Origin of the sequence: Aliirhizobium cellulosilyticum (genome assembly GCF_014198105.1) — a bacterium.
Taxonomy (GTDB): Bacteria; Pseudomonadota; Alphaproteobacteria; order Rhizobiales; family Rhizobiaceae; genus Neorhizobium; species Neorhizobium cellulosilyticum.
This window is the reverse complement of sequence record NZ_JACIGW010000002.1, coordinates 834792-860903: the sequence shown is the minus strand read 5'-3', so window position 1 is coordinate 860903 and position 26112 is coordinate 834792. Positions and strand designations below refer to the sequence as shown.

Sequence of the window (26112 nt, the reverse complement as noted above, 5' to 3'; positions counted from 1 at the left end):
CTATGACCCTAGAAGCAGACTTTGAGACGATCTTGACCGAAACCCGCGGTGCGGTGGCGATCATCACGCTGAACCGCCCCAAGGCGCTCAATGCGCTGAATTCGGTTGTCATGACCGAGCTGACCGCGGCACTGAGCGCCTATGACAAGGATGAGAGCGTTGCTGTCGTCGTACTCACTGGCTCTGAAAAGGCATTCGCAGCCGGGGCCGATATCAAGGAAATGCAGTCGCTCGACTTCGTTGATGCCTATCTCGGCGATTTCATTTCTGGCTGGGATGCAGTTGCTTCTTTCCGCAAGCCGCTAATCGCTGCCGTCTCTGGCTTTGCACTGGGGGGCGGCTGCGAGCTTGCAATGATGTGCGACTTCATCATCGCATCGGATACGGCAAAGTTCGGCCAGCCTGAGATCACCCTTGGCGTCATTCCGGGCATGGGCGGCTCGCAGCGCCTCACCCGCGCCGTCGGCAAGGCCAAGGCGATGGATATGGTCCTGACTGGCCGGATGATGGATGCAGCGGAGTCAGAGCGTGCGGGACTCGTATCGCGTGTGGTCGAGGCCGAAAAACTGATGGACGAGGCACTGGCAGCAGCAGTGAAGATTGCCGCCTTCCCACGCGCCGCCACGCTGATGGCCAAGGAGGCCGTCAATCGGTCGTTCGAGGCAACATTGTCCGAAGGACTGCGTTTCGAACGCCGTGTATTCCAGTCGCTGTTTGCCACCGCCGACCAGAAGGAAGGCATGGCTGCCTTCGTCGAAAAGCGTAAACCCGCCTTTTCCAACCGGTAGAGGCTTAAAAAGCGCGTTGACTGGGGCGGGTATTCCCGCTATATGCCCGCCCACAGTTGGGAAAGCCTTTATGCGGCTTCCTCTATTGCTCCCGAATTGCTGGATGATGGGTCGCAGGACCGGCGGCAACGGTGGAGTGTTGGTTCGAATTCGTAGAGAGGCATGAAATGGCCAATACAACTTCGGCGAAAAAAGCGACCCGCAAGATCGCTCGCCGCACCGCAGTCAACAAGGCTCGCCGTTCGCGCGTTCGCGGCTTCATCCGTAAGGTTGAAGAAGCCATCGCAACCGGTGACGTTTCCGTTGCTGCAGAAGCACTCAAGGCTGCTCAGCCTGAGATCGCTCGCGCCGCTACCAAGGGCGTTCTTCACAGCAACACGGCATCCCGCAAGGTTTCCCGTCTTGCTGCTCGCGTGAAGGCACTTTCCGCCTAAGCCGGCTATCAATTTCAAAGTTTTAAGAAAGCCTGGTCTAACGACCGGGCTTTCTTTGATTCTGCCTTTTTAACCGGTCGTTGCTCGGCTCAATAACGGTTTCGTGTCATATGCGTGACAAAGAAAATGCAGGTTTATTAGAGACTTACGAGCATTAGCTTGGCCTTTGCCTTCATTTGGCCCGGACCTTGGAGGGTCAAAATAGAGTCAAGCGATTTTTTATTTTTCCTGTGAATCGCGATGGTTGTGGCTGGCCAAATTTGAATCCCATTGATTCAACTGCGATTCTTTATGACAGCCCCTGCGGCATTCTAAACACGCAGCAAGAGTCAACGCCCGGCGCTTAATTTTGGGTAAAAAACACTGTTGATCTTGCCAGGTGATCCTGCCTAAATGGCTTCCAGCAAGGGGCTCGGGGACAACTTCAGGAGCTTTCGCTGACAGTCTCAATCAAGAGAAGGTCGCGGACGTTTCATGTTCTTTGCTGCGGGATAAGAACTCCCGTTTTCCATAAACTTAGGGTTGCAAACCGGAAAGTGCATACTTTTCGGCCGCATTCCTTTTGTGTCCGCAGCCCGCCTCGGCGGTTTGTGGGCATTCCGCACTCATGATGTCTCGTACGAGGATGAGACATTGGAGTGACCCGTATCGACCGGCCTGAACGAGGCGGACCGGAAGATGAGCTTCGTTCTGGCGGATGAAGCTGGGAAAATTAAGGGGACGATTTAAAGCCTTTCCTTAGCGGGAAGGGTTCGGTGAAATTTACGACTATGTCTGGCGAAATCAGTTCGCCGGGCTTCCATTCAGAAGGCGGCAAATAATGCAGATCAATACCGTATCGACACGGGCACTTGGTGACAGCGACCGTGCTCGACAGGGATTCGATACAGTTTGCTCCCAAGCGGCAGGGGAAACAGCGGAAATGCAGCATGATGCTCTTTTCGAGCGGTTCAGTGCGCGATTGAAGGCGCAGGTCGGTCAGGATGTTTATGCAAGTTGGTTTGCGCGTCTTAAGCTTCATTCTGTATCAAAAAGCGTTGTGCGGCTCACCGTTCCGACGACCTTCCTGAAATCCTGGATCAACAACCGGTATCTCGAGCTGATCGAAGGCCTCTTCAAGGAAGAGGATAAGGAAATTCTCAAGGTGGAAATCCTGGTCCGCAGCGCAAGCCGCGCGATCAAGGCTCCCGGTGCTGCCGAACAGCGGCCGGCACCGGTCGAGAACAGCGCTACAACCAGTTTCAATCGCGCTTCGCAGCCGCGTGAAATCGGCAAGATCGCAGCCTTTCCGGCGCCGCTGGCTGCAGCCTCGACTGCGACGCGCAATGCGCACTCCGGACCGTTGTTCGGCTCTCCTCTTGATAGCCGTTATACGTTCGAGACCTATATCGAAGGTTCTTCCAACCGCGTGGCGCTTGCCGCCGCAAAGACGATTGCCGAAGCCGGTGCAGGCGCTGTCCGCTTCAATCCGCTATTCATTCATTCGAATGTCGGTCTCGGCAAGACACATCTTCTTCAGGCGATTGCCAACGCTGCCGTCGGCAGCAACCGTAACCCGCGTGTCGTCTACCTGACGGCTGAATATTTCATGTGGCGTTTCGCTACTGCGATCCGTGACAATGATGCCCTGACGCTCAAGGACAGCTTGCGCAATATCGATCTTCTGATCATCGACGACATGCAGTTTCTGCAGGGCAAGATGATCCAGAACGAATTCTGCCACCTCCTCAACATGCTGCTCGACAGCGCAAAGCAGGTTGTTGTTGCAGCTGACCGTGCACCTTGGGAGCTGGAATCGCTCGATCCGCGCGTCCGCTCGCGTCTTCAGGGTGGCGTTGCCATCGAGCTGGAATCCCCGGAATACGAAATGCGTCTGGAAATGCTCAAGGGCCGCCTGCAGACGGCCAAGCAGGACGATCCGTCGCTCGATATTCCGGCCGAAATTCTCAGCCACGTTGCCCGCAACGTCGCCAGCAGCGGCCGCGAACTGGAAGGTGCCTTCAACCAGCTTCTGTTCCGTCGTTCGTTCGAGCCCTCGCTTTCCATCGAGCGTGTTGATGAGCTTCTGGCGCATCTGGTTGGTGCCGGCGAGGCAAAGCGCGTCCGTATCGAGGATATCCAACGCGTCGTTGCCCGTCACTATAACGTGTCGCGGCAGGAACTCGTTTCGAACCGTCGTACCCGCGTCATCGTCAAGCCGCGCCAGATTGCCATGTACCTGGCGAAGACCATGACGCCGCGTTCCTTCCCGGAAATTGGCCGTCGTTTCGGCGGACGCGATCATACGACCGTTCTTCACGCGGTGCGCAAGATCGAGGAATTGATCGGCGACGACAGCAAGCTTGGCCATGAGGTCGAGCTCCTGAAGCGCCTGATCAATGAGAACAATGCATGATCGGCTGCTGAGCCAAATTTGAAGACCGGATGGGTCGTTCCGCAAGGAGCGGCCCATTTTTTCACTATCCATAATGGGTGCTCTCGACGAGAGGCTCTTGACGAGTCGAGCCCGCAAGTCGAACTTCTGGGAAAATGCCGGTAATCGACCAAGAGGCTCTGCATGTTCCTGTTATCTGTCGCTATGATCTGGGGCGTTGCTTGCATCACGCCGGGACCGAATACGCTTCTGGTAATCCGCTACTGCCTGACGGCACCGCGCAAGGTGGCGATCTCTGCGGTCATGGGGACTATTACCGGAACCCTGTGCTGGGGCATCGCCGGATGGCTCGGCATCAATGCTCTTTTTCAGGCGGCACCCTTTGCCTATCTGGCTTTGAAAATTGCCGGCGGTCTTTATCTGATCTGGCTCGGCATTCGTGTGTTTGTTGACGTTAGAAAGGCGCGCAGAGCACCAGAGGCCATCTCAGAAAAGGCCGATTTTTCGCTGAAGACTGCTTACCGCATGGGATTGGCGACCAATCTCGCCAATCCGAAATCCGCGCTTTTCGTCGCCTCGCTCTTCGCCGTCACCATGCCGGCCGGCACGCCATTTCTTTACGGTGTTGCTGCGATCGGGGTAATGGTGACCGTCTCGGCGCTTTATTATAGCTGCCTCGTTGCATTGATTACCCATCCACGAGTGGCGGCGGCTTACCTCAAGGCAAAACGGAAGATCGATCTCGGCGTCGCAACGGTGTTTGTCGGTTTCGGCACGAAGCTTCTCTTGTCGCAGCGGTGAGCGACAATGCATGGTAAGGACGATCCGACATCGCTCTTCTACTCCCACAACGCGGCAACATATGCGGCGGCGCTTTCAGATGCGAGCCTGAAACGGCTGGATGCCTTTCTCGCGGGGCTTTCTGCAGGAGCAACCATTCTGGAACTCGGCTGCGGCAGTGGCCGTGACAGCGCCGTCATGATTGCCCGCGGTTTTGATGTCCTGCCCACCGATGGCATCCTGGAGATGGCAAGCGAAGCTTCATTGCGTCTTTCCATCCCCGTTCCGGTCCTGCGTTTCGAGGATATCGATAAGGTATCGGCCTTCGACGGTATCTGGGCCAATGCATGCCTGTTGCACGTCCCACGTAGCGAGCTTGGCGGCATTCTGCAGAAGATCCATGCGGCCCTGCGCCCGGGCGGAGTGTTCTACGCCAGTTTCAAGGCAGGCGAAACCGAAGGGCATGATACCTTGGGCCGATTTTTCAACTATCCGTCAAGGGATTGGCTTCAGTTGAAATACGAAGTCCTGCCTTGGAAATCGATAACAATGGAAGAGCAGTCGGGCAGTGCTTACGATCGCAAGCCAACCGAATGGCTCCACGTAACTGCCGTCAAGTCTTGATGCAGGGCGAACTTAGTGAAGCTTAGCGCGTACGGTTGCAGTAATTCTTTCGAAACATCTAATCCTCCCCCTTTGTTTTAGAGAAAGGCGCTACATGTTTGATCGTATCTCTGGAGGAAGGCAATGAATGAAGAAGCGCGCGCCCGCATCGCGGCGAACGACAAGTTGTTGAAAGCCGTCATCACCCTGCTTGCCATCAAGGATCCAGACCTGCTGGACGAACTCGACATCATCTTCGCGCTTGCCGATGAAGAAGGCAGCGCTTTGGCCGAAACGGATCGCAGAACGCGGATCCATCTGAAGCAGGAGCTGGAGCTTATCCGTAATCTGGCAAGCTCCGCTCTGGAGACGACCCACTGAAGAGCCGTTCGCACGCCTCAGTGACGATGCTTGATATCAGGCGTCGCCGCCGGCCGTAGCGGCTTCGGTCTTCGGGCCGCCCTTGGCAACACCGACCATGGCCGGGCGCAGAACGCGGTCGCCGATCGTGAAGCCTGCCTGCACGACCTGCACGACCGTGTTGTTCGGAACGGCCGGGTTAGGAATTTCGAACATCGCCTGATGGAAGTTCGGGTCGAACTTTTCGCCCTCTGCATCGATCTTTTTCACGCCATGACGCTCAAGAGCCGAAAGCATGGCGCGTTCGGTCATTTCGACGCCTTCGAGAAGGGTCATCAGCGTGGCGTCCGCGCCAGAGCGCTGGTCGGCCGGAACTGCATCGAGAGCACGGCGAAGGTTGTCCGAAACGGCCAGCATGTCACGTGCAAAGCCGGAAACGGCATATGACTTGGCGTCCTTCACATCGCGCTCGGTTCGGCGGCGCAGATTGTCCATTTCGGCAGCAAGCCGAAGGAAGCGGTCGCGCAGTTCGGAATTCTCGGCCTTAAGCACATCCAGCGGATCCGGCTCGGCTGCAACCTCAGCAGCTTTCTCTTCGGCGGCACCGTCAAAATCGGCTGCTGCAGCTTCGACCTCGTTATCCGCGAAAGCTGCTTCAGGTCCGGTTTTCTTGGTTTCGTCGGTCATGACGTTCTCCGATTGATCTGTATCTTGAATTTGCGCTCGATATCGAGGTTTGCGGGCAAAAAATCAAGGCTTGGAGGACGAAGGAGCTGACTTACATCGAGCCGCGCGACAAGCGAGCGATCAACTGGGCCGTATAATCGACCATCGGTACAACACGCGAATAGTTGAGGCGGGTTGGTCCAATCACGCCGACGGCCCCGACGATCCGGTCCTCGCCATCGCGATAGGGTGCGACGATCAGCGATGAACCGGATAGCGAAAACAGCTTGTTTTCCGATCCGATGAAAATCCGAACCCCGGACCCGGCTTCGGCAAGCTCCAGTATTTCGATCAGGCTGTCCTTCTTCTCCAGATCGTCGAATAGCAGCCGCAGCCGGTCCAGATCCGAAGCCTCTCCCAATCCCTCCAGAAGATTGGCGCGGCCGCGAACGATGAGCTGGGTCGGCTTGCCTTCCTCGCTGTCGCCTGACCAGACCGCTAGGCCTTTCTCGATCAGATCTTGCGCCAGAGCATCGACTTCCGTCTGCACCTCCTGCTTCAACTTCTTGATCTGCCCCCGGAATTCGGGAAGCGTCTGGCCGGTCAGGTGTGCGTTGAGAAAATTGGCAGCTTCAGTAAGCTGTGAAGAGGTCACGCCTGCCGGCAAATCGATGATGCGGTTTTCGATCTGATTGTGATCGCCGACAAGCACAGCCAGGGCCTTTGTCGGCTCCAGCCGGATGAATTCCACATGCTTGAGGATCGGGTCGCTTTTCGTCGTGATGACGATGCCGGCTCCGCGCGAGACGCCTGACAGCATCAGGCTCGCATCCGTCATCAGGTTTTCCAGCGTCTGGTCCCTGTCGTTGGGACGCACCTGTCGATCGATACTGGCGCGTTCCTCATCGGAAAGGTTGCCAGTCTGCATGAAGGCGTCGACAAAGAAGCGCAGCCCGCTCTGCGTCGGCAGCCGACCTGCGCTGATATGCGGTGAATAGATCAGGCCCAACTGTTCGAGATCGCTCATCACATTGCGTACCGATGCCGGCGACAGCGACATGGGTAGCAGGCGCGACAAATTGCGGGAGCCGAGAGGCTCGCCGTTTTCCAGATAGCTCTCCACGATACGACGAAAGATCTCGCGTGAGCGCTCGTCGAGCATCGACCCGACATCCATGCCTCTACCCGCAGAAAAGCTCATATCCCTAAGTAACCTCGATTTGTTCGCCTCCGAAATATAGTTATTGCAGCGGAGGCCTCAAAAGGGAAATCGCAGATGTCGTGCCAATTGTCACGATAAGGCGCGGCCAAGGCTTTTTCTTTGCAAATGAAGCCCGCGCACCTTAGAAGGCGGGAAACGCTGCAACAGATGAAAACGGCAACAATTCGCCTGTCATCCAATGCGGAAAATCAAAGGATCATCGCATGCTTGGGCGTCTCGCCTGAAGATGCGATGCGCTGATATAGGGAGTGATCAATGCGGCCTTCAGGCAGACCAGTAAACCAGATGCGCAAAGTGTCTTTCGAGCGCAACTTCTCCAAACATGCCGAAGGCTCCTGTCTGGTGAAGTTCGGCGACACGCATGTGCTGTGCACCGCAAGCCTTGAAGAAAAGACCCCGCCGTGGCTGCGCAACACCGGCAAGGGTTGGGTAACCGCCGAATACGGCATGCTGCCGCGCGCCACCGGCGACCGCATGAAGCGGGAAGCCACGTCCGGTAAGCAGGGCGGTCGCACGCTCGAGATCCAGCGTCTGATCGGCCGTTCGCTGCGTGCGGTCGTCGATCTCGAGGCGCTCGGTGAAAAGCAGATCACCATCGACTGCGACGTCATCCAGGCCGATGGCGGTACCCGTACGGCGTCCATCACCGGCGGCTGGATCGCGCTTCACGATTGCCTCAAGTGGATGGAAACCCGCTCGATGATCAAGCTCGACAAGGTCCTGAAGGATCACGTCGCGGCAATCTCCTGCGGTATCTTCGCCAACCAGCCGGTGATCGACCTGGATTACCTCGAAGACTCCGCTGCGGAGACCGATGCGAACTTCGTCATGACCGGCGCGGGCGGCATCGTCGAAGTGCAGGGCACAGCCGAAGGCAAGCCGTTCAGCCGCGAGGAATTCCTGCAGCTTCTGACGCTCGCCGAAGCCGGCACGCAGGAACTGGTTGCCATGCAGAAGGCCGCCATCGGCGCCTGAAAGGTGGAGCGGTGATCGAAGGCATACTCGAAACCGCACTTTACACCGACGATCTCGACGCGGCGGAGGCTTTTTATGGCGGTGTGCTGGGGCTTGAAAAAGTCCTGCGCGCCGGCAACCGCCACCTCTTCTTTAGCTGCGGAGAGATGATCCTGCTGATCTTTGATCCGAAGGAGACGGTAAAGCCGCCGTCTTCTGACGCGCTCCCTGTTCCGCCGCACGGCGCAACCGGCCCCGGTCACCTCTGTTTCCGTATGCGTGCGGAGGCGATTGACAGGATGGTCGAAAAGCTCAACAAGGCAGGCATTGTGATCGAAAGCGATTTCCGCTGGCCCAACGGCGCCCGCTCGATCTATTTCCGTGATCCCGCCGGCAACAGCCTGGAATGTGCAGAGCCCATGCTCTGGAACCTGAAGTAGGAATTTTCATGCGTAAGCTCGAGACCAAGACGATCGTTGTCGCAAGCCACAACGCCGGCAAGATCAGGGAGATCGCCGAGTTGATCGGACCATTCGGTTTTTCGGCAAAGTCTGCCGCGGAACTGAAGTTCGAGGAGCCGGACGAAACCGGCACGACATTCGAGGAAAACGCCACGATCAAGGCGCTGGCATCGGCCAAGGCTTCGGGCCTTCCGGCGTTGTCGGATGACAGCGGCATCGTGATTGATGCTCTCGGCGGCGCACCGGGCGTCTATACGGCCAACTGGGCCGAGCGCGAGGATGGCAGCCGCGATTTCCAGATGGCGATGGAAAAGGTCGAGAAAGCGCTGCAGGAAAAGGGCGCTGATACGCCCGACAAGCGCACCTGCCGTTTCGTCAGCGTGCTCTGCCTCGCCTGGCCGGATGGCCATACCGAGCTGTTCCGCGGCGAGGTCGAAGGTGTGGTCGCCTGGCCGCCGCGTGGCACCGCGGGCTTCGGTTACGATCCGCTTTTCCAGCCTGAAGGCTATGAAACGACCTTCGGCGAGATGACCAGTGAAGAAAAGCATGGCTGGAAGCCGGGCGACGAGCATGCCCTGTCGCACCGTGCCCGCGCCTTCAAACTCTTCGTCGAAACCTGCCTGGAGGCCTGATCCTTCGTGAACGCCGTAGCCTCCAACCTGCCCAATACGCTGCTTCCCGACACGGGTGAGCCGGGCTTCGGCGTATACGTCCATTGGCCGTTTTGTGCTGCCAAGTGTCCCTATTGCGACTTCAACAGCCATGTCCGCCATCAGCCGGTGGATCAGGCCCGTTTCACCGCCGCTTTCCTCAAAGAGATGGAAACGATGCGGAAGATGAGCGGCCCGAAAGTCGTGACCAGCATTTTTCTTGGCGGCGGTACGCCGTCGCTCATGGATCCTTCAACCGTTGAGGCGATCCTCAACGGCATTGCCCGTCACTGGAACGTTCCGGATGGAATCGAGATCACCATGGAAGCCAACCCCTCCAGTGTCGAGGCGGAGCGTTTTCGTGGTTATCGGGCAGCCGGTGTCAATCGTGTATCCATGGGCGTGCAGGCCCTCAACGATGCCGATCTCAAATTTCTCGGCCGGCTGCATGATGTTGCGGATGCTTTGAAAGCGATACGGCTGGCGCGTGAGATTTTTCCGCGCATGTCCTTCGACCTTATCTATGCCCGGCCCAGGCAGACGGTTGAAGCGTGGGAAGCCGAGCTTAAGCAGGCAATTTCCTATGCGGTTGACCATTTGTCCCTCTACCAGCTAACGATCGAGGAAGGCACGCCCTTTTACGGATTGCACAAGGCAGGCAAGCTCATCGTGCCGGATGACGATCAATCCGCCTTGCTTTACGAGGCAACACAGGAAATCACCGCACGTCACGGCATGCCGGCTTATGAAGTGTCCAATCACGCAAAGCCCGGCGCCGAAAGCCGCCATAACCTGACCTATTGGCGGTATGGCGATTATGCAGGTATCGGGCCGGGTGCACATGGTCGTCTTACCCGTGGCCGTAACAAGATCGCCACCGCCACCGAGCGCCGTCCCGAAACCTGGCTTGAGCGTGTAGAAGCCGAAGGCCACGGGATGAACGATCAGGAAGTTCTCGGCTACGATGAGCAGGCAGACGAACTGCTGCTGATGGGGCTGCGCCTCACCGAAGGCGTCGATCTCGCCCGCTGGCAGGAACTCTCCGGCCGCGATCCGGATCCTGTCCGGGAGCAGACTTTACTGGAACACGGGTTTATCGAGCGTCTCGGCAATTCGCGTCTGCGCTGCACGCCAAAGGGGATGCTTATCCTAGACGCGGTCGTTGCTGATCTCGCCTGCTAAAAGCAATATCGGCAGGAGTGGAAACCGGTTTTCCGTCAGGAATCGCGGTAAAAATAGACAGGCCCGTTTCGCGTTTCGAAGAAACGCGGAAATGATCTGATCAATCGATTTTCATGAAAAGGAAAGCGGCATTCAAGCCGCGTTATTAGTCTGCTCTTCATTGAGGAAGGCATAGATCGCGGAGGCGGAATCGGTCTGCCTCAGTTTCGCGGCAAGATCCTGGTCACGCAGCACGCGTGCAATGCGCGAAAGCGCCTTGAGATGGTCGGCGCCAGCGCCTTCCGGAGCAAGAAGAAGGAATACGAGATCCACCGGTTCGTCATCCAGTGCCTCGAAATCGACAGGGCTCTCCAACCGCGCAAAAATGCCGCTGATCGATGAAATACCGTTAAGCTTCCCATGCGGAATGGCGATGCCATGTCCCACACCCGTCGATCCCAGCCGCTCGCGCTGCAGGATGACGTCAAAGATTTCCCGTTCGGAAACGCCCGTCAGCTTGGCGGCCTTAGTCGCCAATTCCTGCAGGAGCTGTTTCTTGGAGGTCGCTTTTAAGGCAGGGATAATCGCATCTTGATGCAGCAGATCTGCCAATGCCATTCGTTTCTTCCTTTGTGCCGCGAAGGCAGGGGAAGCGTCGTTGCCGACGCCTCCCGAGTTTCGTTAGTTCTTGATATTGGTGGAGTCGATCCAGCCAATATTGCCGTCGTGGCGCCTGTAAACGATGTTCAGCTTCTCGTCACCGGGGCTACGGAAAAGAAGCACGGGTTCATCCGTCATATCCAATGCCATGACGGCCGTCGCAACTGACATCGTTCTCAGCTGCTTGGTAGTTTCGGCAACGATCGTCGGAGCAAAATCGTCCGGCACATCGTCTGCCTCTTCAGGCACCCGGTCCATGACCGTGTAAGCCACTTCGGCAAAGCCGTTCTGCTGGTTGGTGCCAGCGTGATGATCCTTTAGACGGCGCTTATAGCGACGCAGACGCTTCTCTATACGCTCGGCGGCAGCATCGAAACTGCCCTGCGGATCATTGGCTTCGCCTGCGGCGTGAAGCACGATCCCCGTATCGAGATGCACTTTGCAATCGGCAGAAAAACGTGGGCCGGATTTCTCTACGATAACCTGGCTTGAATAGCCTCCATCGAAGTATTTGGTTATGGCCTCCCCGATATGGTCCTCGATCTTTTGGCGGAAAGAATCACCGATTTCCATATGCTTACCGGAAACACGCACACTCATGGAATTATTCCTTCTTGTCGTGACTTGCGTGTTCCAGTCTACGCCAAGCCGCTCTCTCATCCAAGCCGTCCGAACCGATTGCAGCAAAATAGCGCTACCTGTCCTGCCTTGCGCGGAATTGTGGGGAAGCCCCGCTGGCGGCGGCGCTTCTAGCCTTCGTTGGAAAGGAAGTCAACGTCTCGACCTATGGATGCATCGCACGCTGGTCACAACGTGGCTACTCTGGCCGCAGCGCGCTTCTCTCGCCGGCGCTGAACCGACGAGGGAATGTTCATGGCTTCCCGATACTTGGCGACCGTGCGGCGGGCTAGGTCTACTCCTGCCTGCTTGAGGCTGGTCACGATGTCGTCATCGGAAAGAACGGCGTCAGCAGCTTCCTGTGTTATCAGCATCTTGATTTTGTGGCGAACGGCCTCGGCGGAGTGGCTGTCGCCACCTTCATCGGCCGATCCGATCGAAACCGTGAAGAAGTATTTGAGCTCGAACATGCCCCGCGGCGTCAGCATGTATTTGTTCGAAGTAACGCGGCTTACCGTGGACTCGTGCATCTTGATGGCTTCTGCGACGGTCTTCAAATTGAGCGGGCGCAGGTGATCGACACCGTGCATGAGAAAAGCGTCCTGCTGGCGGACGATCTCTGTTGCGACCTTCATGATCGTCTTGGCGCGCTGGTCCAGGCTGCGGGTCAGCCAGTTGCCGTTCTGCAGGCAATCGGAAAGAAATGCGTAATCTCCGCTGTTTTTCGGGCAGTTCTTCGATACCTGTTGAAAATAGGTCTGGTTGACCAGAACGCGTGGCAGGGTTTCCGGATTAAGTTCCACCGCCCAGCCGCCGATATTGGCAGGACGGACGACGATGTCCGGCGAAATAACATCAGCGACCTGAGTTGCGAAATCTGCACCCGGCTTCGGGTTCAGTTGGCGAATTTCAGCAAACATGTCGATGAGGTCCTCGTCATCGACGCCGCATAACTTTCTGAGATTTGCGAAATCACGCTTCGCCAAGAGGTCCAGGTGGCGGACCAGGGTATCCATGGCGGGATCGAGCCGATCCCTTTGTTTAAGCTGGATCGCCAGGCATTCGCCGAGTGAACGGGCAAATATGCCGGGTGGATCAAGTGTCTGCAGGCGCACCAGTACTTGCTCGGCGTACTCGGTCGTTATGCCGAGCCTGGCAGCGATCTCGTCGAGGTCGGCCTGAAGATATCCTGCATCGTCCAGTTCTTCATTTAGCTGCTGGGCAATAAGGCGATCCTGCGACTGTTTGAGCAGCAGCGGGATTTGCTGGCTGATGTGCTCCCGTAGGCCGACTTCGCTGGCAATGAAATCGTTGATATCGTAATCATCGCCGGCATCACCCGCTGGCATCGATTTCCATTGGCCCATTAGCTCGGGCGCATCTCCTCGCCGCTCGGGCGGGTCGTCGGGAAAGACGTTTTCAGTGCCGCCGTCCAGGCCTTCGCCAAACGTTTCTGTAATGACGATACCCTGCTCGTCCCGCCATGCTCCCGCATCGACATCGGCTTCTGCGGCAATGTGATCCGTTGTGTCGCCATAGCCCAATTCTGCGCCACTTTCGCCGTCCGATGGCGAAATTTCGAGCAGTGGGTTCTTTTCTATTTCCTGCGCGATGAACTGGTTCAGTTCGAAATGCGTCATCTGCAGCAGCTGAATCGACTGCATCAGCTGCGGAGTCATCACAAGCGATTGGGTCTGTCGCAGGAAAAGGCTGGCGGTTAAACCCATGGTGGACGCTAAACTCCCAAAACACCCGGCCGCGCACTCATTGCGTGGCCGTCATGCGCATCTGGCACAAGAATTGCTTTTTTGAGAGATTTGGTCAAGCGCCGAGGTGGCGGAATTGTGACGCTATTTTAAAGGCTGAACTTGTCGCCAAGGTAAAGTCGACGGACATCCTGGTTATTAACGATGTCAGAAGCCCGGCCGTGGGTCAGCACTTCACCCGCATGGATGATATAGGCTCTATCGATAAGGCCGAGCGTCTCACGCACGTTGTGATCGGTTATCAGTACGCCAATGCCGCGTGCCGTCAAGTGTCGGACAAGATTCTGGATATCCGATACGGAAATTGGATCGACACCTGCAAAAGGTTCGTCGAGCAGCATGAACGACGGGTCTGTTGCCAGTGCCCGGGCAATTTCCAGGCGGCGTCGTTCGCCGCCCGATAAGGCCACGGCTGCAGACTTGCGGAGCTGGCTGATGTGAAATTCTTCCAGCAATTCGTCGAGCTTCGCTTCTCGCTTGTCCCGGTTGGGTTCGTGGACCTCGAGCACGGCACGGATATTGTCTTCCACCGACAGCCCGCGAAAGATCGAAGCCTCTTGCGGCAGGTAGCCGACACCAAGCCGCGCCCGGCGATACATCGGCATGCGCGTTACTTCATTGCCGTTGATCGCGATCATTCCCTCATCGACCGGAACAAGGCCGGTGATCATGTAGAAGCAGGTTGTTTTGCCCGCGCCATTCGGCCCGAGCAGGCCAACGGCCTCCCCACGGCGCACGACCAGCGATACGCCGTTCACAACGCGTCTTGTGTCATAGGTCTTGGAAAGTCCATGCGCGACGAGGGTCCCCTCATAGCGCGCCTTGTCGCGTGCGATAAAGGGTTCGGGCGAAGGCGTTTTCCTTGCCGTCAACTGGGGGAGAAAAGGAAGTTTCACGTTATGAGTCTATTGTTTAGGCCGCGACTTTGGGTCGAGCATGATTTCAACGCGACCACCGCAGCTGTCGAGCTTGGCTTGGCCGCTCGCCATCTGCACAGTCAGCTTGCAGCCTTTGAACACATTCGGTCCATCGGAAAGCACAACCTGCTTGCCGGTCAGCACAAACGTCTGGCTCGCCATGTCGAACTGGCCAGCTTCGGCTGTCGCTTGCTGTGTACCCGAACTCAGGAAAACCGTATCATCGAGAAAAATCTTGTCGATGTCGGCGTTGCCGCTGGAAATCGACGCCGCACCGCCGTCGCCATTGGCTTTCTCTTTGTACTGAACGGTCATCTTGCCGGCCTTCAGTGTGGTTGTGCCCTGCACAACATTCACATTACCGGTGAAATAAGCCTTTTTTTCCTGATCCTTGATCTCCAGCTGGTCGCTCTGGATCTGGATAGGCTGATCGTTCGACAGCTTGAGACCGCTCATGTTGCTCGTTGTAGACTGAGCAAAGGCGGAAACACTGAGGCAGGAAAACATGGCCACCGCGGTCGCGGCAGGAATGCTGAGTGAAAAACAACGATGCATCATGGCGGCCGGGCTCTATTTGCCTTTGTTGCGGATGGCTGCGGGATCGAGATGGACCCGAACCTTACCGGTGAAGTTGAGGGTATGCCCCTTATCGGTGATCTTCATGGAATCTGCAACAATAGAGCCTTGGCTCATCGAGATATTAACCGCATCGGGCGTGTTCATCGTCCCGCCGGGAATATCGAGATGAGCAGATTGGAAGTGGGCGGTGATCCCGTTGCTCAGATTGACGTCGAATGGTGCAGTCAGATCCAGGATGTCGGCACCACGGTCGAAATCTGCACTTGTTGCGGTTACGCGCGCGATCAGGTCGTCATTGATCGGCACTGCCGCTTTGACGTCCTTGAGCGTGATTTTATTAGGGTTTTGGATGTCCTGAAGAGCTTTGTTGGCCAGCATAGAGTAGCTGATCCCGTCACTGTTGCGGCCGGATATGGCGGGCCGCTCCATGACAATCTTTCCGTCTTCTATCTTGGCGCTCTCGATTGACAGATTTTCTGGCAGATAGGTCCGGACAATGGCAACGCCAATAAAGCCAAGCGAAATTAGGCCCGCAGCCACAGGTAGGAGAATTTTCAGCCGGCTGACGCGCGAAGAATGGGACAGCGCAGCATCGTAAGCGCTTGTCGGCGCCTGTATCGATGCGAGTATGCTTCCTGTCTTTCGTATATGCTGCAGCATGAAGCTCCATTTCGTCGTTTCCGGCGATCTCTTCGCTAGCCGATAGGGCAGGGCGATCAATCGTCGACCGCCAATATGGTTTTTATTCTTCAACAAACAATAATGGAGAACATAAAAACGTGATACGAACCGCTGCAATCGGGCAAATTGGGGCCTATGTAAAGCGCTTTAGGCATTAAGGGAAATTTTATGGACCAAATGGCAATCGCGGATCGGCGCCAGTTGCGCCGCAAGCTCAGCTTCTGGCGCGTCGCGGCATTGATCTTTTTGGCGGCCATTGGCTTCGTATCCTATTGGGCAATCGCCGGTGAGCAATCCGGTTCTGCCGTCCCCCATATCGCTCGCGTGAATATCTCCGGAATGATCACGGATGACCGTGAGCTGATCGAGCGTCTTGATCGTGTTGCGGAAAGTAGCCAGGCCAAGGCCTTGATCGTCTCTATTTCCTCACCCGGCGGAACCACCTATGGTGGCGAGCGCCTCTATCAGGCCATCCGCAAGGTGGCCGAAAAGAAGCCGGTCGTTTCCGACATTCGCACCTTGGCGGCATCTGCCGGTTACATGATCGCTACGGCCGGAGACACGATTATTGCCGGCGAAAGCTCGATCACCGGGTCGATCGGCGTCATTTTCCAGTATCCGCAGGCCGATGAGCTGATGAAGAAGATCGGTGTATCGCTCGAGGAAATAAAGTCCTCACCGCTTAAGGCCGAGCCGTCGCCTTTCCATCCGGCCAGCGAGGAAGCCAAGGGCATGATCCGCAACATGATCATGGATAGCTATGGCTGGTTTGTGGACCTTGTGGCCGAACGCAGAAAGCTACCGCGCGACGAGGTTTTGAAACTTGCTGACGGCACGATCTTCACCGGAAGGCAGGCTTTGAACGTCAAGCTCATCGACAAGCTCGGCGGCGACGACGACATTCTGGATTATCTTGATACGCGCGACGTTTCCCGCGATCTGCCGATTGTCGAGTGGAAAAAGAGCGATTCCTCGTCGTCCTTCTGGTTTGCCCATGCGCTGACGGGGCTTTTCCGTTATCTCGGTGTCACTCTGCCGATCACGCCGGATGCGATCGATGGTTGGGGTTCCGGCAAGTTGTTCCTTGACGGTCTTGTCTCGGTTTGGCAGGTTGGCAAAGGTTGAAAATCTAATTTTTTCAGGGGGCAACCGTGATTAAGTCTGAATTGGTACAGATCGTTGCGGCACGCAATCCGCATCTCTACCATCGCGACGTCGAGAACATCGTCAATGCCGTGCTCGATGAAATCACGGATGCGCTTGCTGGCGGTAACCGGGTTGAGCTGCGTGGTTTCGGCGCTTTCTCGGTAAAGAACCGTCCGTCGCGTTCCGGGCGCAACCCGCGTACGGGTGAGAGCGTCTTTGTCGAGGAAAAATGGGTGCCGTTTTTCAAAACCGGTAAAGAGTTGCGTGAGCGCCTCAACCCGGGCATGGCCGACGAGGACGATTGAGCGCGGATATCGCCGCAGGGTCTTGAAACTGTGGCGTCCGGGCCAATCTGCTATGGCTGAATGAGAAATTGCCGGAGTGACCTATGACGAAGCTTAAGCGTATTGTTTCGCTTGTCGTTTTCGTGCCGATTGGCATCGTCCTGATTGTCTTGGCGGTGGCGAACAGGCAGGTGGTCACACTGGCGCTAAACCCGTTCCGTCCACAAGACAGCATATTGTCCGTTTCGGCGCCGTTCTTTGTTTTTGTTTTCCTGGCGATCTTGGTGGGCATGGTGATCGGCGCTTCTGTGACGTGGTGGAAACAAGGCCACTATCGCCGCCAGGCTCGCGTCGAAGCCAAGGAAGCGGTGAAATGGCAGAAAGAGCATAAGGCGATCGCCGCTCGACGGGGCTGACAGATGGCGAACCGGCCCCGGTTCCTTCCCAGTCTCGCGTAACCGCTGTGATGAAATCCTCCTGACATCGTGGGCTATTTTTTTCGGCCCGCAGACCTGGAATAGCCCCATCCTGCTCCCCGCATTTGCTTTCGTCGCGTATGATCGCATGGGCTTTGCCGAATGCGCTGCAGATGCTATCTGCACGAAAATGAAAGCGAAGGATCAACCGTTGAAGAGCAGAGACAAGCGGATGGGGCAGAAGGCTCCTTCTCGGGGCGGCAATGCGCAGGACCGGCATAGCGTCACCGGCAAGCCGAAGTCTCCCGTTGCCGCATCGCGTCCGAAAGCAAGCGACAAGGCGAGCGAGGTCAAGCCCGTCATCAGCCAGTCTGCAGCGCAAACGCGACCGCTTATGGTACGCGAGGGCGATCTGCCGAAAGAAAATGTTCCGATTATTCTTGAGTCGCAGAATGCCGGCGATTTCCATCTGGTCGACAGCGGCAAGGGTCTCAAGCTCGAAAAATACGGTCCGTATTTTGTCGTCAGGCCCGAGGCGCAGGCGCTCTGGCAGCCATCTCTGTCAGCGGACGTCTGGAACAGGGCCGATGCCGTCTTCACCGGCAACACCGATGAAGACGGCATGGGCCGCTGGAAGTTTCCGCGTGAAGCGCTCGGCGAGACCTGGCCACTTTCGCTGCTGGACATCGATTTTCAAGGCCGCTTTACCGCATTCCGCCATATGGGCTTTTTCCCCGAGCAGATCGTCCACTGGACCTGGGTCCGGGATCGGGTCGAAGAGGCGAAGGCAAAGGGCCGCACGCTCAAGGTGCTCAACCTATTTGGTTACACCGGAGTGGCGTCGCTGGTGGCAGCTGCTGCCGGCGCAGAGGTGACCCATGTCGACGCCTCTAAAAAGGCCATCGGCTGGGCGCGGGAAAACCAGGCTCTTTCGCGTCTCGACAAGGCTCCGATCCGCTGGATCTGCGAGGATGCGATGAAATTCATCCTGCGCGAAGAGCGCCGGGGCAGCACTTACGATATCATTCTCACCGACCCGCCGAAATTCGGCCGTGGTCCGAATGGCGAAGTCTGGGAGCTTTTCGAGCACCTGCCCGTCATGCTCGACGTCTGCCGTGAACTTCTGTCGAAGAATTCCGTCGGACTGGTCCTCACTGCCTATTCCATCCGGGCGAGCTTCTATTCCATCCACGAGCTGATGCGCGAGACGATGCGCGGTGCCGGTGGCACGGTGGAATCGGGTGAACTCGTCATTCGTGAGACGGGTATCGACGGCAAGGCCCGTGGCCGTGCCCTATCCACCTCACTCTTCAGCCGCTGGGTTTCCCAATGACAGACGAATTCAGAAAGCCGGGTGCCCGCAAGGTCGGGCAGGTGAAGGAAGTTACCTCGCTCGCCAACCCGATCATCAAGGATATCAAGGCGCTTTCCAACAAGAAGGACCGCGAAGCGGCCGGGATCTTCATGGCCGAAGGCCTGAAGCTCGTCATAGACGCGCTGGAACTCGGATGGGAAATCCGCACTCTCATTTATGCCAAGGCCGCCAAGGGCAAGCCACTGGTCGAGCAGGCCGCCACCCGCACGGTGGCAAATGGTGGCCTTGTTCTGGAAGTTTCCGAAAAGGTCCTCTCGTCGGTTACCCGCCGGGACAATCCGCAAATGGTTGTCGGCATTTTCGAACAACGCTGGAAGCGTCTGGAAGACCTTGCACCTGGCAGGGATGAAACCTTGGTGGCGCTCGATCGCGTCCGCGATCCCGGCAATCTCGGCACGATCATACGCACGGCAGATGCTGCCGGTGCTTCCGCCGTCATCCTCGTTGGCGATTGCACTGATCCGTTCTCGCTTGAAACCGTCCGTGCCACGATGGGCTCGGTCTTCGCACTTCCCGTGGTGAAATGCTCGGTGGACGAGTTTCTTGGCTGGCAGAAGCGTTCAGGCGTCAATGTCGTCGCAACCCATCTTGCCGGTGCCGTCGATTATCGTACGGCCGACTACAAGAGCAAGCCGGTCGTCATCCTGATGGGCAATGAGCAGTCCGGCCTGCCGGATAATCTTGCCAAGGCCGCCAATCGTACCGTGCGCATACCGCAGCAGGGCCTTGCCGACAGCCTCAATCTGGCCGTCGCAACCGCCGTCATGCTTTTCGAAGCGCGCCGCCACCTCTTGACGTTGGAAGACAGAACATGACGCAAGGCGTAACACCTCTGTCTCGGCCACTGATTGCAGGCATCGTCATCGTAATTGCGGTCATTCTCGATCAGGCCATCAAGCTTGCGGTGGAAGCTTGGCTGCCTATGCACGAAGCAGTGCCGGTCATCCCGTTCCTGGCGCTCTTCCGAACGTATAATCTCGGTGTTGCCTTCTCGCTTCTATCCGGCATGGAGCGCGAATTCATTATTGGCATGCGCATTGTCATCGTTGGTGTCGTTCTCTGGCTTTGGCGCCGCACCCCGGTTTCGAGAACATTTGCGCATGCAGGTTTCACCCTGATTATCGCCGGCGCTGTCGGTAACCTGATCGACGGTTTGGTCTATGGTCACGTCATAGATTACATCCTGTTTCATACAGAGACGTGGTCGTTTGCCGTCTTCAATCTGGCCGACAGCTTCATAACTATCGGAGCCGGCTTGGTTATTCTGGATGAGCTTATCGGATCGAAATCGGGCGATTAAGTCCCTGTTAAGCCGTCGGCCTAAGGATTGCGAAGGAAAGCCCGTGTAGGCTTAATCCATGCGCACCCTCGCCGAGTTGCAAGACAGATTGACCAAGGCCTTCTCCCAGCCCCATTCTGCTGAAGGGCAGGCGGAGCAATTGTCTGAACTCATCGTCGAGCCGCCCGCAGAAATGGATTTCTTCGCTGCTGTAACCCCGCGGCACCTGAGCCCACTGCAGAACCTTATTTTCCAGTTGAAACGTTTGTCGCCCGGCCGGCACTCGCTGAAGAACCGCCTGAAAGAATCCGAAGCCGCTAGCGAAGCAAAATCGCGCCGCCTTTCGACTGTCGTGCATGAGATCCGAACGCCACTGAATGGCATTCTCGGCATGACACATCTGCTCAGCCAGACGAAGCTGACCGCTGAACAGCAGAACTATCTCAGCGGCATTCGCCAGTCCGGCCATCTCCTGGCCCAGCTGGTCGATGATATCCTCGATCTCTCCACCATGGAGGCAGGCCGTTTCCGGCTGAACACGAGAGCGGAAAATCTTCGCCAGTTGCTGGAAAGCGTAGTGGAAATGCTCTCTCCACGCGCCCACGAAAAACGCATCGAGATCGCCGCGACCTTTGCCGCCGATCTTCCCGAATTGCTGGATTTCGATCCCGCTCGTCTTCGCCAGGTTCTATTCAATGTCATGGGCAACGCGGTAAAATTCACCTCCAGCGGTGGTGTGCTCGTTCGGGTGACCCTTGCTGAGGCTAACGTCGAAATCGCTGTCATCGATACTGGTCCGGGAATGACACCCCAAGAGCAGGCGAGAATCTTCGGTGAGTTCGAACAGGTCGGATCGGTGGAGGCTCGCAGTGGAGGGACAGGCCTCGGCCTCGGCATCGCGTCGCGCATTCTGGCGGAGTTCGACGGTTCTCTTTCGGTCAAGAGCCGTAAGGGTGAGGGCAGTACCTTCACAATTCGCTTCCCTGTTCGTCTTGCCGAAGATGTGGCCGCGGGCGAAACCGACAGAAGCGGCATGCTGGCGCGGTCTTGTGTGATCTTGCTCGCGCCGCAAGGGCCAACGGCTCAGGCTACCGTTGCAACGATCGAGGCGCTGGGCGGCCGTTGCCGCCACCTTTCCACAACGCAGGACGTGTCGATGCTGATCGACCGGGCGGCGGATGGGCAAGCGCCTTTCACGGATCTGATCGTCGACCATCGGCTGGCATCGGATTATGCCTGCGAGCCGCTTCACAAACCTCTGCATCGCATTCTCCTCGTCAATCCGGAGGAGCGGGCCTCGCAGCCGCAGGATCTGTTCGATGCCTGGCTGATCCGCCCCCTGCGAGAGCGGTCGCTTGTCGACGTGTTGAGTGGCCGCATGCGTGGTTTCAGCCGTATCGACAATCAGTCGCAGAGCGTGCCGTCCCATGCGGATGGGATCGAAGCATTTGTGCCTTTCGATATCCAAAGAGAGTTGGATATCGTTCTTGCCGAAGATGATCCGGTCAGTGCCATGCTGCTGCGTACGATGCTGCAGAAGAATGGTCACAAGGTTCGATGGGTCACGGATGTCCCAAGTTTCCACAATCTTGTTCGCGCGCCCGGCGCGCCGCCTGACCTGATTATAACCGACTTGAACATGCCGGGTGGGGATCCGTTGGATGTTGTCACCGATCTGCGCGAGGCCGAAAAAACAATGAATAGTCTCGCAGTTCCGGTGATCGTCTTGACCGGCGAAGATCGCGACGAGGCTCTGCAAAACGCGTTGACTGCCGGTGCACAAAGGGTCCTGCAAAAGCCCGTAGAGCCAGCCCGTTTACTCGCTGACATTGGTCATCTTCTCTCGGAGAATATCGCGCGTCAGCGTCTCCGTTGACGGATTCTTACCCGCAGCCTATTGTGACAATCGATGTCACGTTCCTGTTGCAGAGACGTGATTAATGGCGGTGATCCAACCGGTACGGGTGACTCACCATGGCAATCGAACTCCTGAACCGCGAATTGACCCTCGATCATCCCTCGACACCGGCGCCTTCCATCGAGAAGAGCGATGTATTCGGCCGCATAGGCTCGTTGGAAACGCGGCTTGCGCGCAACAGCCGGGAGATCGATGCGGCACAGTCGGTTCGCTATCGCGTTTTCGTTGAAGAGATGAATGCGATGCTGCCTCCCGAGGCGATGCATCTCAGGCGCGATTTCGATAGCTATGACGATATCTGCGATCATCTTCTAGTGGTCGACAATGCGATTGATGGCGAAATCGAAGATCAGATCGTTGGCACCTACCGCCTGCTGCGCCAGGAAGTCGCAATGGCCAATGGTGGTTTCTATTCCGCCTCGGAATTCGATATCGAGCCGCTCCTGAAGCGCCATCCCGACAAGCAGTTCATGGAGCTCGGCCGTTCTTGCGTCCTGCCCGATTACCGCACGAAGCGGACCGTGGAACTGCTCTGGCAGGGCAACTGGGCTTACGCACTGAGGCACGGTATGGGTGCCATGTTCGGCTGCGCATCCTTCCCCGGTGTCGATCCGCAGGAACATGCGCTCGCTCTTTCCTTCCTGCACCAGAATTCGCGGGTGAAGGATGAGTGGATGGTGTCGGCCAAATCGGATCTCTATCGCAAGATGGACATGATCCCCGCCGACGAGATCAATCCGCGCCAGGCCCTGTCGGCCATGCCACCGCTGGTCAAGGGTTATCTACGTCTCGGCGCAATGATCGGTGACGGTGCAGTGGTCGACCAGGCCTTCAACACGACCGACGTCCTGATCGTCCTGCCGATCGCCGTCATTTCCGGCCGCTATATCAACCATTTCGGCGCCGACGCCGGCCGCTTCGCCAGCTGAGTGTTATACAACGAGCCGTATCGGCCCGCTGTAACGGGCGATCGTCTCGTCGGAGGTGAGTAGAGGCATGCCTTCGGATTTGGCTTGCGCGATCAGGATCCGATCGAACGGATCCTTGTGGAGGTACGGAAGCGTTTCAAGCCCGAAGGCGTGGTCACCGGTTACCGGCAATTCTTGAAAACCGTTATCTAACAAAGCGCGGTGCAGTACACGTGGATGAACCGGAATATCTTCCCGGCCGTGTGCATGCTTAATGGTTAGTTCCCATATGCTGGCTGCACTGAAAAAAGCGTGTTGTCGGTATTTTCGACTAATGGTCTGGCCTGTGCGGCAAGTTTCGCACTCATCGCCGCAAGCCAGACCAGAATATGAGAGTCCAGCAACAGTTTCATTTATCTTCGCCGCAGAACATGTCTTCAATGTCTTTGGCGAACAGGGTGTCGAAATCATCCGGCACGGAAAACTGGCCATCGAGAAAGCCTATGTGGCGTTTCTTACTTGAGGCGCCTGCGGGAGCATCCTCCAGTGGACCGACCTTCACCATCGGCTTGCCCGCCTTGGCGATGACGAACCCTTCACCATTCGCAGCCTCTTCGACCAGCCGCTAAAGGTGTATCTTTGCTTCGTGAATATTGACCGTTTTCATGGTGGGTGCCTCGAGCGGACTTAGTTCACTGAACTTAGTCCGCTCGAACGGGCGTATCAAAAAATGCTTACGACCCTGCATTGTAGGCGGCGATCGCCGCCATGTTGACGATCTCGCTGTCCTTGGCACCCATTTGGGTGATCTGCACCGACTTGTCGAGACCGACGAGAAGCGGTCCGATCAGGGTTGATCCACCCAGTTCCTGCAGCATGCGCGTTGCAATCGAAGCCGAATGGATCGCCGGCATGACCAGCACATTTGCCGTGCCTGAAAGCCTGCAGAACGGGTACTGCTCCATGCGCGTTGCATTGAGCGCCACATCCGCAGCAATCTCGCCGTCATATTCGAAATCGACCCGGCGGCTATCGAGGATTTTTATAGCCTCGCGCACACGCTCGGAGCGTTCACCCACCGACTGGCCGAAGTTGGAATAGGCAAGCATCGCCACCCGTGGTTCGTAGCCCATGCGCCGGGCAACCCGTGCGGCCTCGGTGGCGATATCGGCAAGATCCTCCGCATTCGGCTGGTCATGCACGGCCGTGTCGGCAACGAAGATCGTCCGGCCGCGGGCAACGACGAGCGAGACCCCGATCACCCGGTGGCCGGGCTTGGTGGCGATACAGCGCCGCACGTCGGCAAGCGCAGAGGCATAGTTGCGGGTCGTGCCCGTCACCATTGCATCCGCATCGCCTACGGCGACCATCGTTGCCGCAAAATGATTGCGGTCATTGTTGATCAGGCGCTGCACGTCACGCAGCAGGTAGCCCTGACGCTGAAGCTTGGCATAGAGGTGATCGGTATAGGCTTCGGTCCGCTTCGAAATACGGGCGTTGACGATTTCGATGCCGGGTTGGTCGAGATCGATCCCCGCCTTCTCCGCCGTGGCGCGGATCACGTCATCTCGTCCGAGCAGGATGGCCGTGCCAAGCTCCTGGTTGCAGAAGGAAATCGCCGCCCGCATCACCTGCTCTTCTTCCGCTTCGGCAAAGACGACCCGCTTCGGAAAGCGCCGTACCCGGTCATAGATGCTCTGTGTCGTGGCCGCTATCGGATCGCGCCGCGCAGCAAGTTCGCGCCCGTAAGCCGCAATGTCGGTTATCTCGCGACGCGCCACGCCACTTTCCATCGCAGCCTGCGCAACCGCCATCGGAATGGCCGAGATCAGGCGGGGATCGAACGGGACGGGAATGATATACTGCGCGCCGAAACGCGGACGCACGCCCTGATAGGCAGCGGCCACATCGTCCGGCACGGCTTCGCGAGCGAGATTCGCAAGCGCCTGCGCTGCGGCGATCTTCATCGCGTCGTTGATCTGGCGGGCGCGAACATCGAGCGCGCCGCGGAAGATGTAAGGAAAGCCAAGCACATTGTTGACCTGGTTCGGATAGTCCGAGCGGCCGGTCGCCATGATCGCGTCGTCACGGATACGCGCCACTTCCTCAGGCGTGATTTCCGGATCCGGATTGGCCATGGCGAAGATGATCGGCTTAGGCGCCATGGAGCGGATCATCTCTTCGGTGAAGGCTCCCTTCTGCGACAGGCCGAAGACCACGTCAGCGCCATTCATCGCTTCTTCCAGTGAGCGGCGGTCCGTCTTGGCGGCATGCGCCGATTTCCACTGGTTCATGCCCTCCGTGCGGCCCTGATAGATCACGCCCTTGGTGTCGCATAGAATGATGTTCTCCGGCGCAAACCCCATCGCCTTGATAAGCTCGATACAGGCGATTGCGGCAGCACCGGCACCGTTGCAGACGAGTTTGGTGGTCTTTAGATCGCGACCGGTCAGCTTAAGCGCATTGATCAGGCCGGCAGCGGCGATGATTGCCGTGCCATGCTGGTCGTCATGGAAAACCGGGATATCCATCAGCTCGCGCAGCCGGCTTTCGATGATGAAACATTCTGGCGCCTTGATGTCTTCGAGATTGATGCCGCCGAAGGACGGGCCGAGATAACGCACGCAGTTGATGAACTCGTCGACATTCTCGGTGTCCACCTCAAGATCGATGGAATCGACATCGGCAAAGCGCTTGAACAGAACCGACTTGCCTTCCATGACCGGCTTGGATGCCAGCGCACCTAGATTGCCGAGGCCGAGGATTGCCGTGCCATTGGAGATGACGGCCACCATGTTGCCGCGGGTCGTATAGTCATAGGCCTTGGCAGGATCGGCAGCGATCGCCAATACCGGAACCGCAACACCTGGCGAATAGGCAAGTGACAGGTCGCGTTGCGTGGCCATCGGCTTGGTCGGCGTGATTTCGAGCTTGCCGGGGCGCCCATCGGAGTGAAAATCGAGTGCTTCCTGCTCGGTTACCGATGTTCGCGTGCTTGCTGTCTTATCGTTCACGACCATATCCTCCAGCTTCCTGTGGGCAGCTTCGCCTGAAGCTGCTGCAAATGTTGTATTCAAAGGGGCTTCACCGATAGTGTCGCGACTTTCTATGC

The 26112-nt window shown here is 57.3% G+C and carries 30 protein-coding genes; 18 read left to right on the top strand and 12 right to left on the bottom strand.

Annotated features, from left to right (window positions below):
- Positions 1–2 precede the first annotated feature (2 nt).
- From GGE33_RS12920 to GGE33_RS12895, 6 genes are all read left to right on the top strand, one after another.
- The gene (locus tag GGE33_RS12920; RefSeq protein ID WP_183823611.1) at positions 3–788 is read left to right on the top strand and encodes an enoyl-CoA hydratase; all 786 of its coding nucleotides are present in this window, start codon (positions 3–5) and stop codon (positions 786–788) included.
- Between the two features lie 167 nt (positions 789–955).
- Positions 956–1222 carry a 30S ribosomal protein S20 gene (rpsT, locus tag GGE33_RS12915; RefSeq protein ID WP_112507133.1) on the top strand — a complete coding sequence of 89 codons (267 nt, stop codon included), beginning with the start codon at positions 956–958 and terminating at the stop codon, positions 1220–1222.
- Between the two features lie 820 nt (positions 1223–2042).
- Positions 2043–3617, top strand: a complete 1575-nt coding sequence (gene dnaA, locus GGE33_RS12910) for a chromosomal replication initiator protein DnaA (protein ID WP_183823609.1) — start codon at positions 2043–2045, stop codon at positions 3615–3617.
- A 162-nt stretch (positions 3618–3779) separates the two neighbouring features.
- Entirely contained in the window at positions 3780–4397 is a 618-nt protein-coding gene (locus tag GGE33_RS12905; RefSeq protein WP_183823607.1) for a LysE family translocator, read from the top strand.
- Positions 4398–4403: 6 nt separating this feature from the next.
- On the top strand, positions 4404–5000 hold the full coding sequence (locus tag GGE33_RS12900) for a class I SAM-dependent methyltransferase (protein WP_183823605.1): 597 nt from the start codon (positions 4404–4406) through the stop codon (positions 4998–5000).
- A 123-nt stretch (positions 5001–5123) separates the two neighbouring features.
- Positions 5124–5360: a hypothetical protein gene (locus GGE33_RS12895; RefSeq protein WP_148146011.1), complete on the top strand. Its 237-nt coding sequence runs from the start codon at positions 5124–5126 to the stop codon at positions 5358–5360.
- A gap of 36 nt (positions 5361–5396) precedes the next feature.
- Here the strand turns inward: GGE33_RS12895 and grpE are convergent, their stop codons facing one another.
- A complete protein-coding gene (gene grpE / locus GGE33_RS12890) occupies positions 5397–6026 on the bottom strand; it encodes a nucleotide exchange factor GrpE (protein ID WP_183823603.1) in 630 nt (209 codons plus the stop codon).
- A 91-nt stretch (positions 6027–6117) separates the two neighbouring features.
- Positions 6118–7206, bottom strand: coding sequence for a heat-inducible transcriptional repressor HrcA (hrcA, locus tag GGE33_RS12885; protein ID WP_148146009.1), 1089 nt, complete (start codon positions 7204–7206; stop codon positions 6118–6120).
- A 276-nt stretch (positions 7207–7482) separates the two neighbouring features.
- Here hrcA and rph point away from each other — a divergent pair, with 276 nt between their 5' ends.
- Genes rph through hemW form a run of 4 tightly spaced genes read left to right on the top strand, consistent with a single transcriptional unit; the run spans position 7483 to position 10474 of the window.
- The gene (gene rph, locus GGE33_RS12880) at positions 7483–8202 is read left to right on the top strand and encodes a ribonuclease PH (RefSeq protein WP_148146008.1); all 720 of its coding nucleotides are present in this window, start codon (positions 7483–7485) and stop codon (positions 8200–8202) included.
- Positions 8203–8213: 11 nt separating this feature from the next.
- Entirely contained in the window at positions 8214–8621 is a 408-nt protein-coding gene (locus GGE33_RS12875; protein WP_183823601.1) for a VOC family protein, read from the top strand.
- 8 nt (positions 8622–8629) lie between these two features.
- Positions 8630–9274 carry an RdgB/HAM1 family non-canonical purine NTP pyrophosphatase gene (rdgB, locus tag GGE33_RS12870; RefSeq protein ID WP_183823599.1) on the top strand — a complete coding sequence of 215 codons (645 nt, stop codon included), beginning with the start codon at positions 8630–8632 and terminating at the stop codon, positions 9272–9274.
- Between the two features lie 6 nt (positions 9275–9280).
- On the top strand, positions 9281–10474 hold the full coding sequence (gene hemW / locus GGE33_RS12865) for a radical SAM family heme chaperone HemW (RefSeq protein ID WP_183823597.1): 1194 nt from the start codon (positions 9281–9283) through the stop codon (positions 10472–10474).
- Positions 10475–10606: 132 nt separating this feature from the next.
- On the opposite strand, the gene ptsN is transcribed toward hemW, so the two are convergent.
- The 6 genes from ptsN to lptC all read right to left on the bottom strand — a co-directional run bounded on the left by ptsN (position 10607) and on the right by lptC (position 15653).
- Positions 10607–11071, bottom strand: a complete 465-nt coding sequence (ptsN, locus tag GGE33_RS12860; protein WP_183823595.1) for a PTS IIA-like nitrogen regulatory protein PtsN — start codon at positions 11069–11071, stop codon at positions 10607–10609.
- 63 nt (positions 11072–11134) lie between these two features.
- Positions 11135–11713, bottom strand: coding sequence for a ribosome hibernation-promoting factor, HPF/YfiA family (gene hpf / locus GGE33_RS12855; protein WP_148146003.1), 579 nt, complete (start codon positions 11711–11713; stop codon positions 11135–11137).
- Between the two features lie 206 nt (positions 11714–11919).
- Positions 11920–13458, bottom strand: a complete 1539-nt coding sequence (gene rpoN / locus GGE33_RS12850; protein WP_183823593.1) for an RNA polymerase factor sigma-54 — start codon at positions 13456–13458, stop codon at positions 11920–11922.
- 128 nt (positions 13459–13586) lie between these two features.
- A complete protein-coding gene (gene lptB, locus GGE33_RS12845) occupies positions 13587–14369 on the bottom strand; it encodes an LPS export ABC transporter ATP-binding protein (protein WP_148146280.1) in 783 nt (260 codons plus the stop codon).
- Between the two features lie 33 nt (positions 14370–14402).
- Positions 14403–14921, bottom strand: a complete 519-nt coding sequence (locus GGE33_RS12840) for an LptA/OstA family protein (RefSeq protein WP_246436069.1) — start codon at positions 14919–14921, stop codon at positions 14403–14405.
- A gap of 63 nt (positions 14922–14984) precedes the next feature.
- Complete coding sequence (lptC, locus tag GGE33_RS12835) at positions 14985–15653, bottom strand: LPS export ABC transporter periplasmic protein LptC (RefSeq protein WP_148146279.1); 669 nt, start codon at positions 15651–15653, stop codon at positions 14985–14987.
- A gap of 189 nt (positions 15654–15842) precedes the next feature.
- Between lptC and sppA the strand changes: the two genes are divergently transcribed.
- The 8 genes from sppA (at position 15843) to olsB (ending at position 23021) form a co-directional block, all read left to right on the top strand.
- Positions 15843–16799 carry a signal peptide peptidase SppA gene (sppA, locus tag GGE33_RS12830; RefSeq protein ID WP_148146000.1) on the top strand — a complete coding sequence of 319 codons (957 nt, stop codon included), beginning with the start codon at positions 15843–15845 and terminating at the stop codon, positions 16797–16799.
- A gap of 26 nt (positions 16800–16825) precedes the next feature.
- A complete protein-coding gene (locus GGE33_RS12825) occupies positions 16826–17125 on the top strand; it encodes an integration host factor subunit beta (RefSeq protein ID WP_112454414.1) in 300 nt (99 codons plus the stop codon).
- Positions 17126–17208: 83 nt separating this feature from the next.
- On the top strand, positions 17209–17520 hold the full coding sequence (locus tag GGE33_RS12820; protein ID WP_183823589.1) for a lipopolysaccharide assembly protein LapA domain-containing protein: 312 nt from the start codon (positions 17209–17211) through the stop codon (positions 17518–17520).
- A 211-nt stretch (positions 17521–17731) separates the two neighbouring features.
- Positions 17732–18853 (top strand): class I SAM-dependent methyltransferase, encoded by a 1122-nt coding sequence (locus tag GGE33_RS12815; RefSeq protein WP_394353663.1) that lies wholly within the window; start codon positions 17732–17734, stop codon positions 18851–18853.
- Positions 18850–19710, top strand: a complete 861-nt coding sequence (locus tag GGE33_RS12810) for a TrmH family RNA methyltransferase (protein WP_183823587.1) — start codon at positions 18850–18852, stop codon at positions 19708–19710. The genes GGE33_RS12815 and GGE33_RS12810 overlap by 4 nt, the downstream gene beginning before the upstream one ends.
- On the top strand, positions 19707–20195 hold the full coding sequence (gene lspA, locus GGE33_RS12805) for a signal peptidase II (RefSeq protein ID WP_183823585.1): 489 nt from the start codon (positions 19707–19709) through the stop codon (positions 20193–20195). The genes GGE33_RS12810 and lspA overlap by 4 nt, the downstream gene beginning before the upstream one ends.
- Before the next feature lie 58 nt (positions 20196–20253).
- The gene (locus tag GGE33_RS12800) at positions 20254–22050 is read left to right on the top strand and encodes a hybrid sensor histidine kinase/response regulator (protein ID WP_183823583.1); all 1797 of its coding nucleotides are present in this window, start codon (positions 20254–20256) and stop codon (positions 22048–22050) included.
- Positions 22051–22148: 98 nt separating this feature from the next.
- Entirely contained in the window at positions 22149–23021 is an 873-nt protein-coding gene (olsB, locus tag GGE33_RS12795; protein ID WP_183823581.1) for a l-ornithine N(alpha)-acyltransferase, read from the top strand.
- A gap of 3 nt (positions 23022–23024) precedes the next feature.
- Here olsB and GGE33_RS27850 read toward each other — a convergent pair whose 3' ends face one another.
- The 4 genes from GGE33_RS27850 to GGE33_RS12780 form a co-directional block, all read right to left on the bottom strand.
- Complete coding sequence (locus GGE33_RS27850; RefSeq protein ID WP_343062451.1) at positions 23025–23276, bottom strand: type II toxin-antitoxin system VapC family toxin; 252 nt, start codon at positions 23274–23276, stop codon at positions 23025–23027.
- Between the two features lie 2 nt (positions 23277–23278).
- On the bottom strand, positions 23279–23413 hold the full coding sequence (locus tag GGE33_RS27845; protein ID WP_343062455.1) for a hypothetical protein: 135 nt from the start codon (positions 23411–23413) through the stop codon (positions 23279–23281).
- Positions 23410–23622: a type II toxin-antitoxin system Phd/YefM family antitoxin gene (locus GGE33_RS12785; protein ID WP_246436066.1), complete on the bottom strand. Its 213-nt coding sequence runs from the start codon at positions 23620–23622 to the stop codon at positions 23410–23412. The genes GGE33_RS27845 and GGE33_RS12785 overlap by 4 nt, the downstream gene beginning before the upstream one ends.
- A 112-nt stretch (positions 23623–23734) precedes the next feature.
- Entirely contained in the window at positions 23735–26020 is a 2286-nt protein-coding gene (locus tag GGE33_RS12780; RefSeq protein WP_183823579.1) for an NADP-dependent malic enzyme, read from the bottom strand.
- Between the last annotated feature and the right edge of the window lie 92 nt (positions 26021–26112).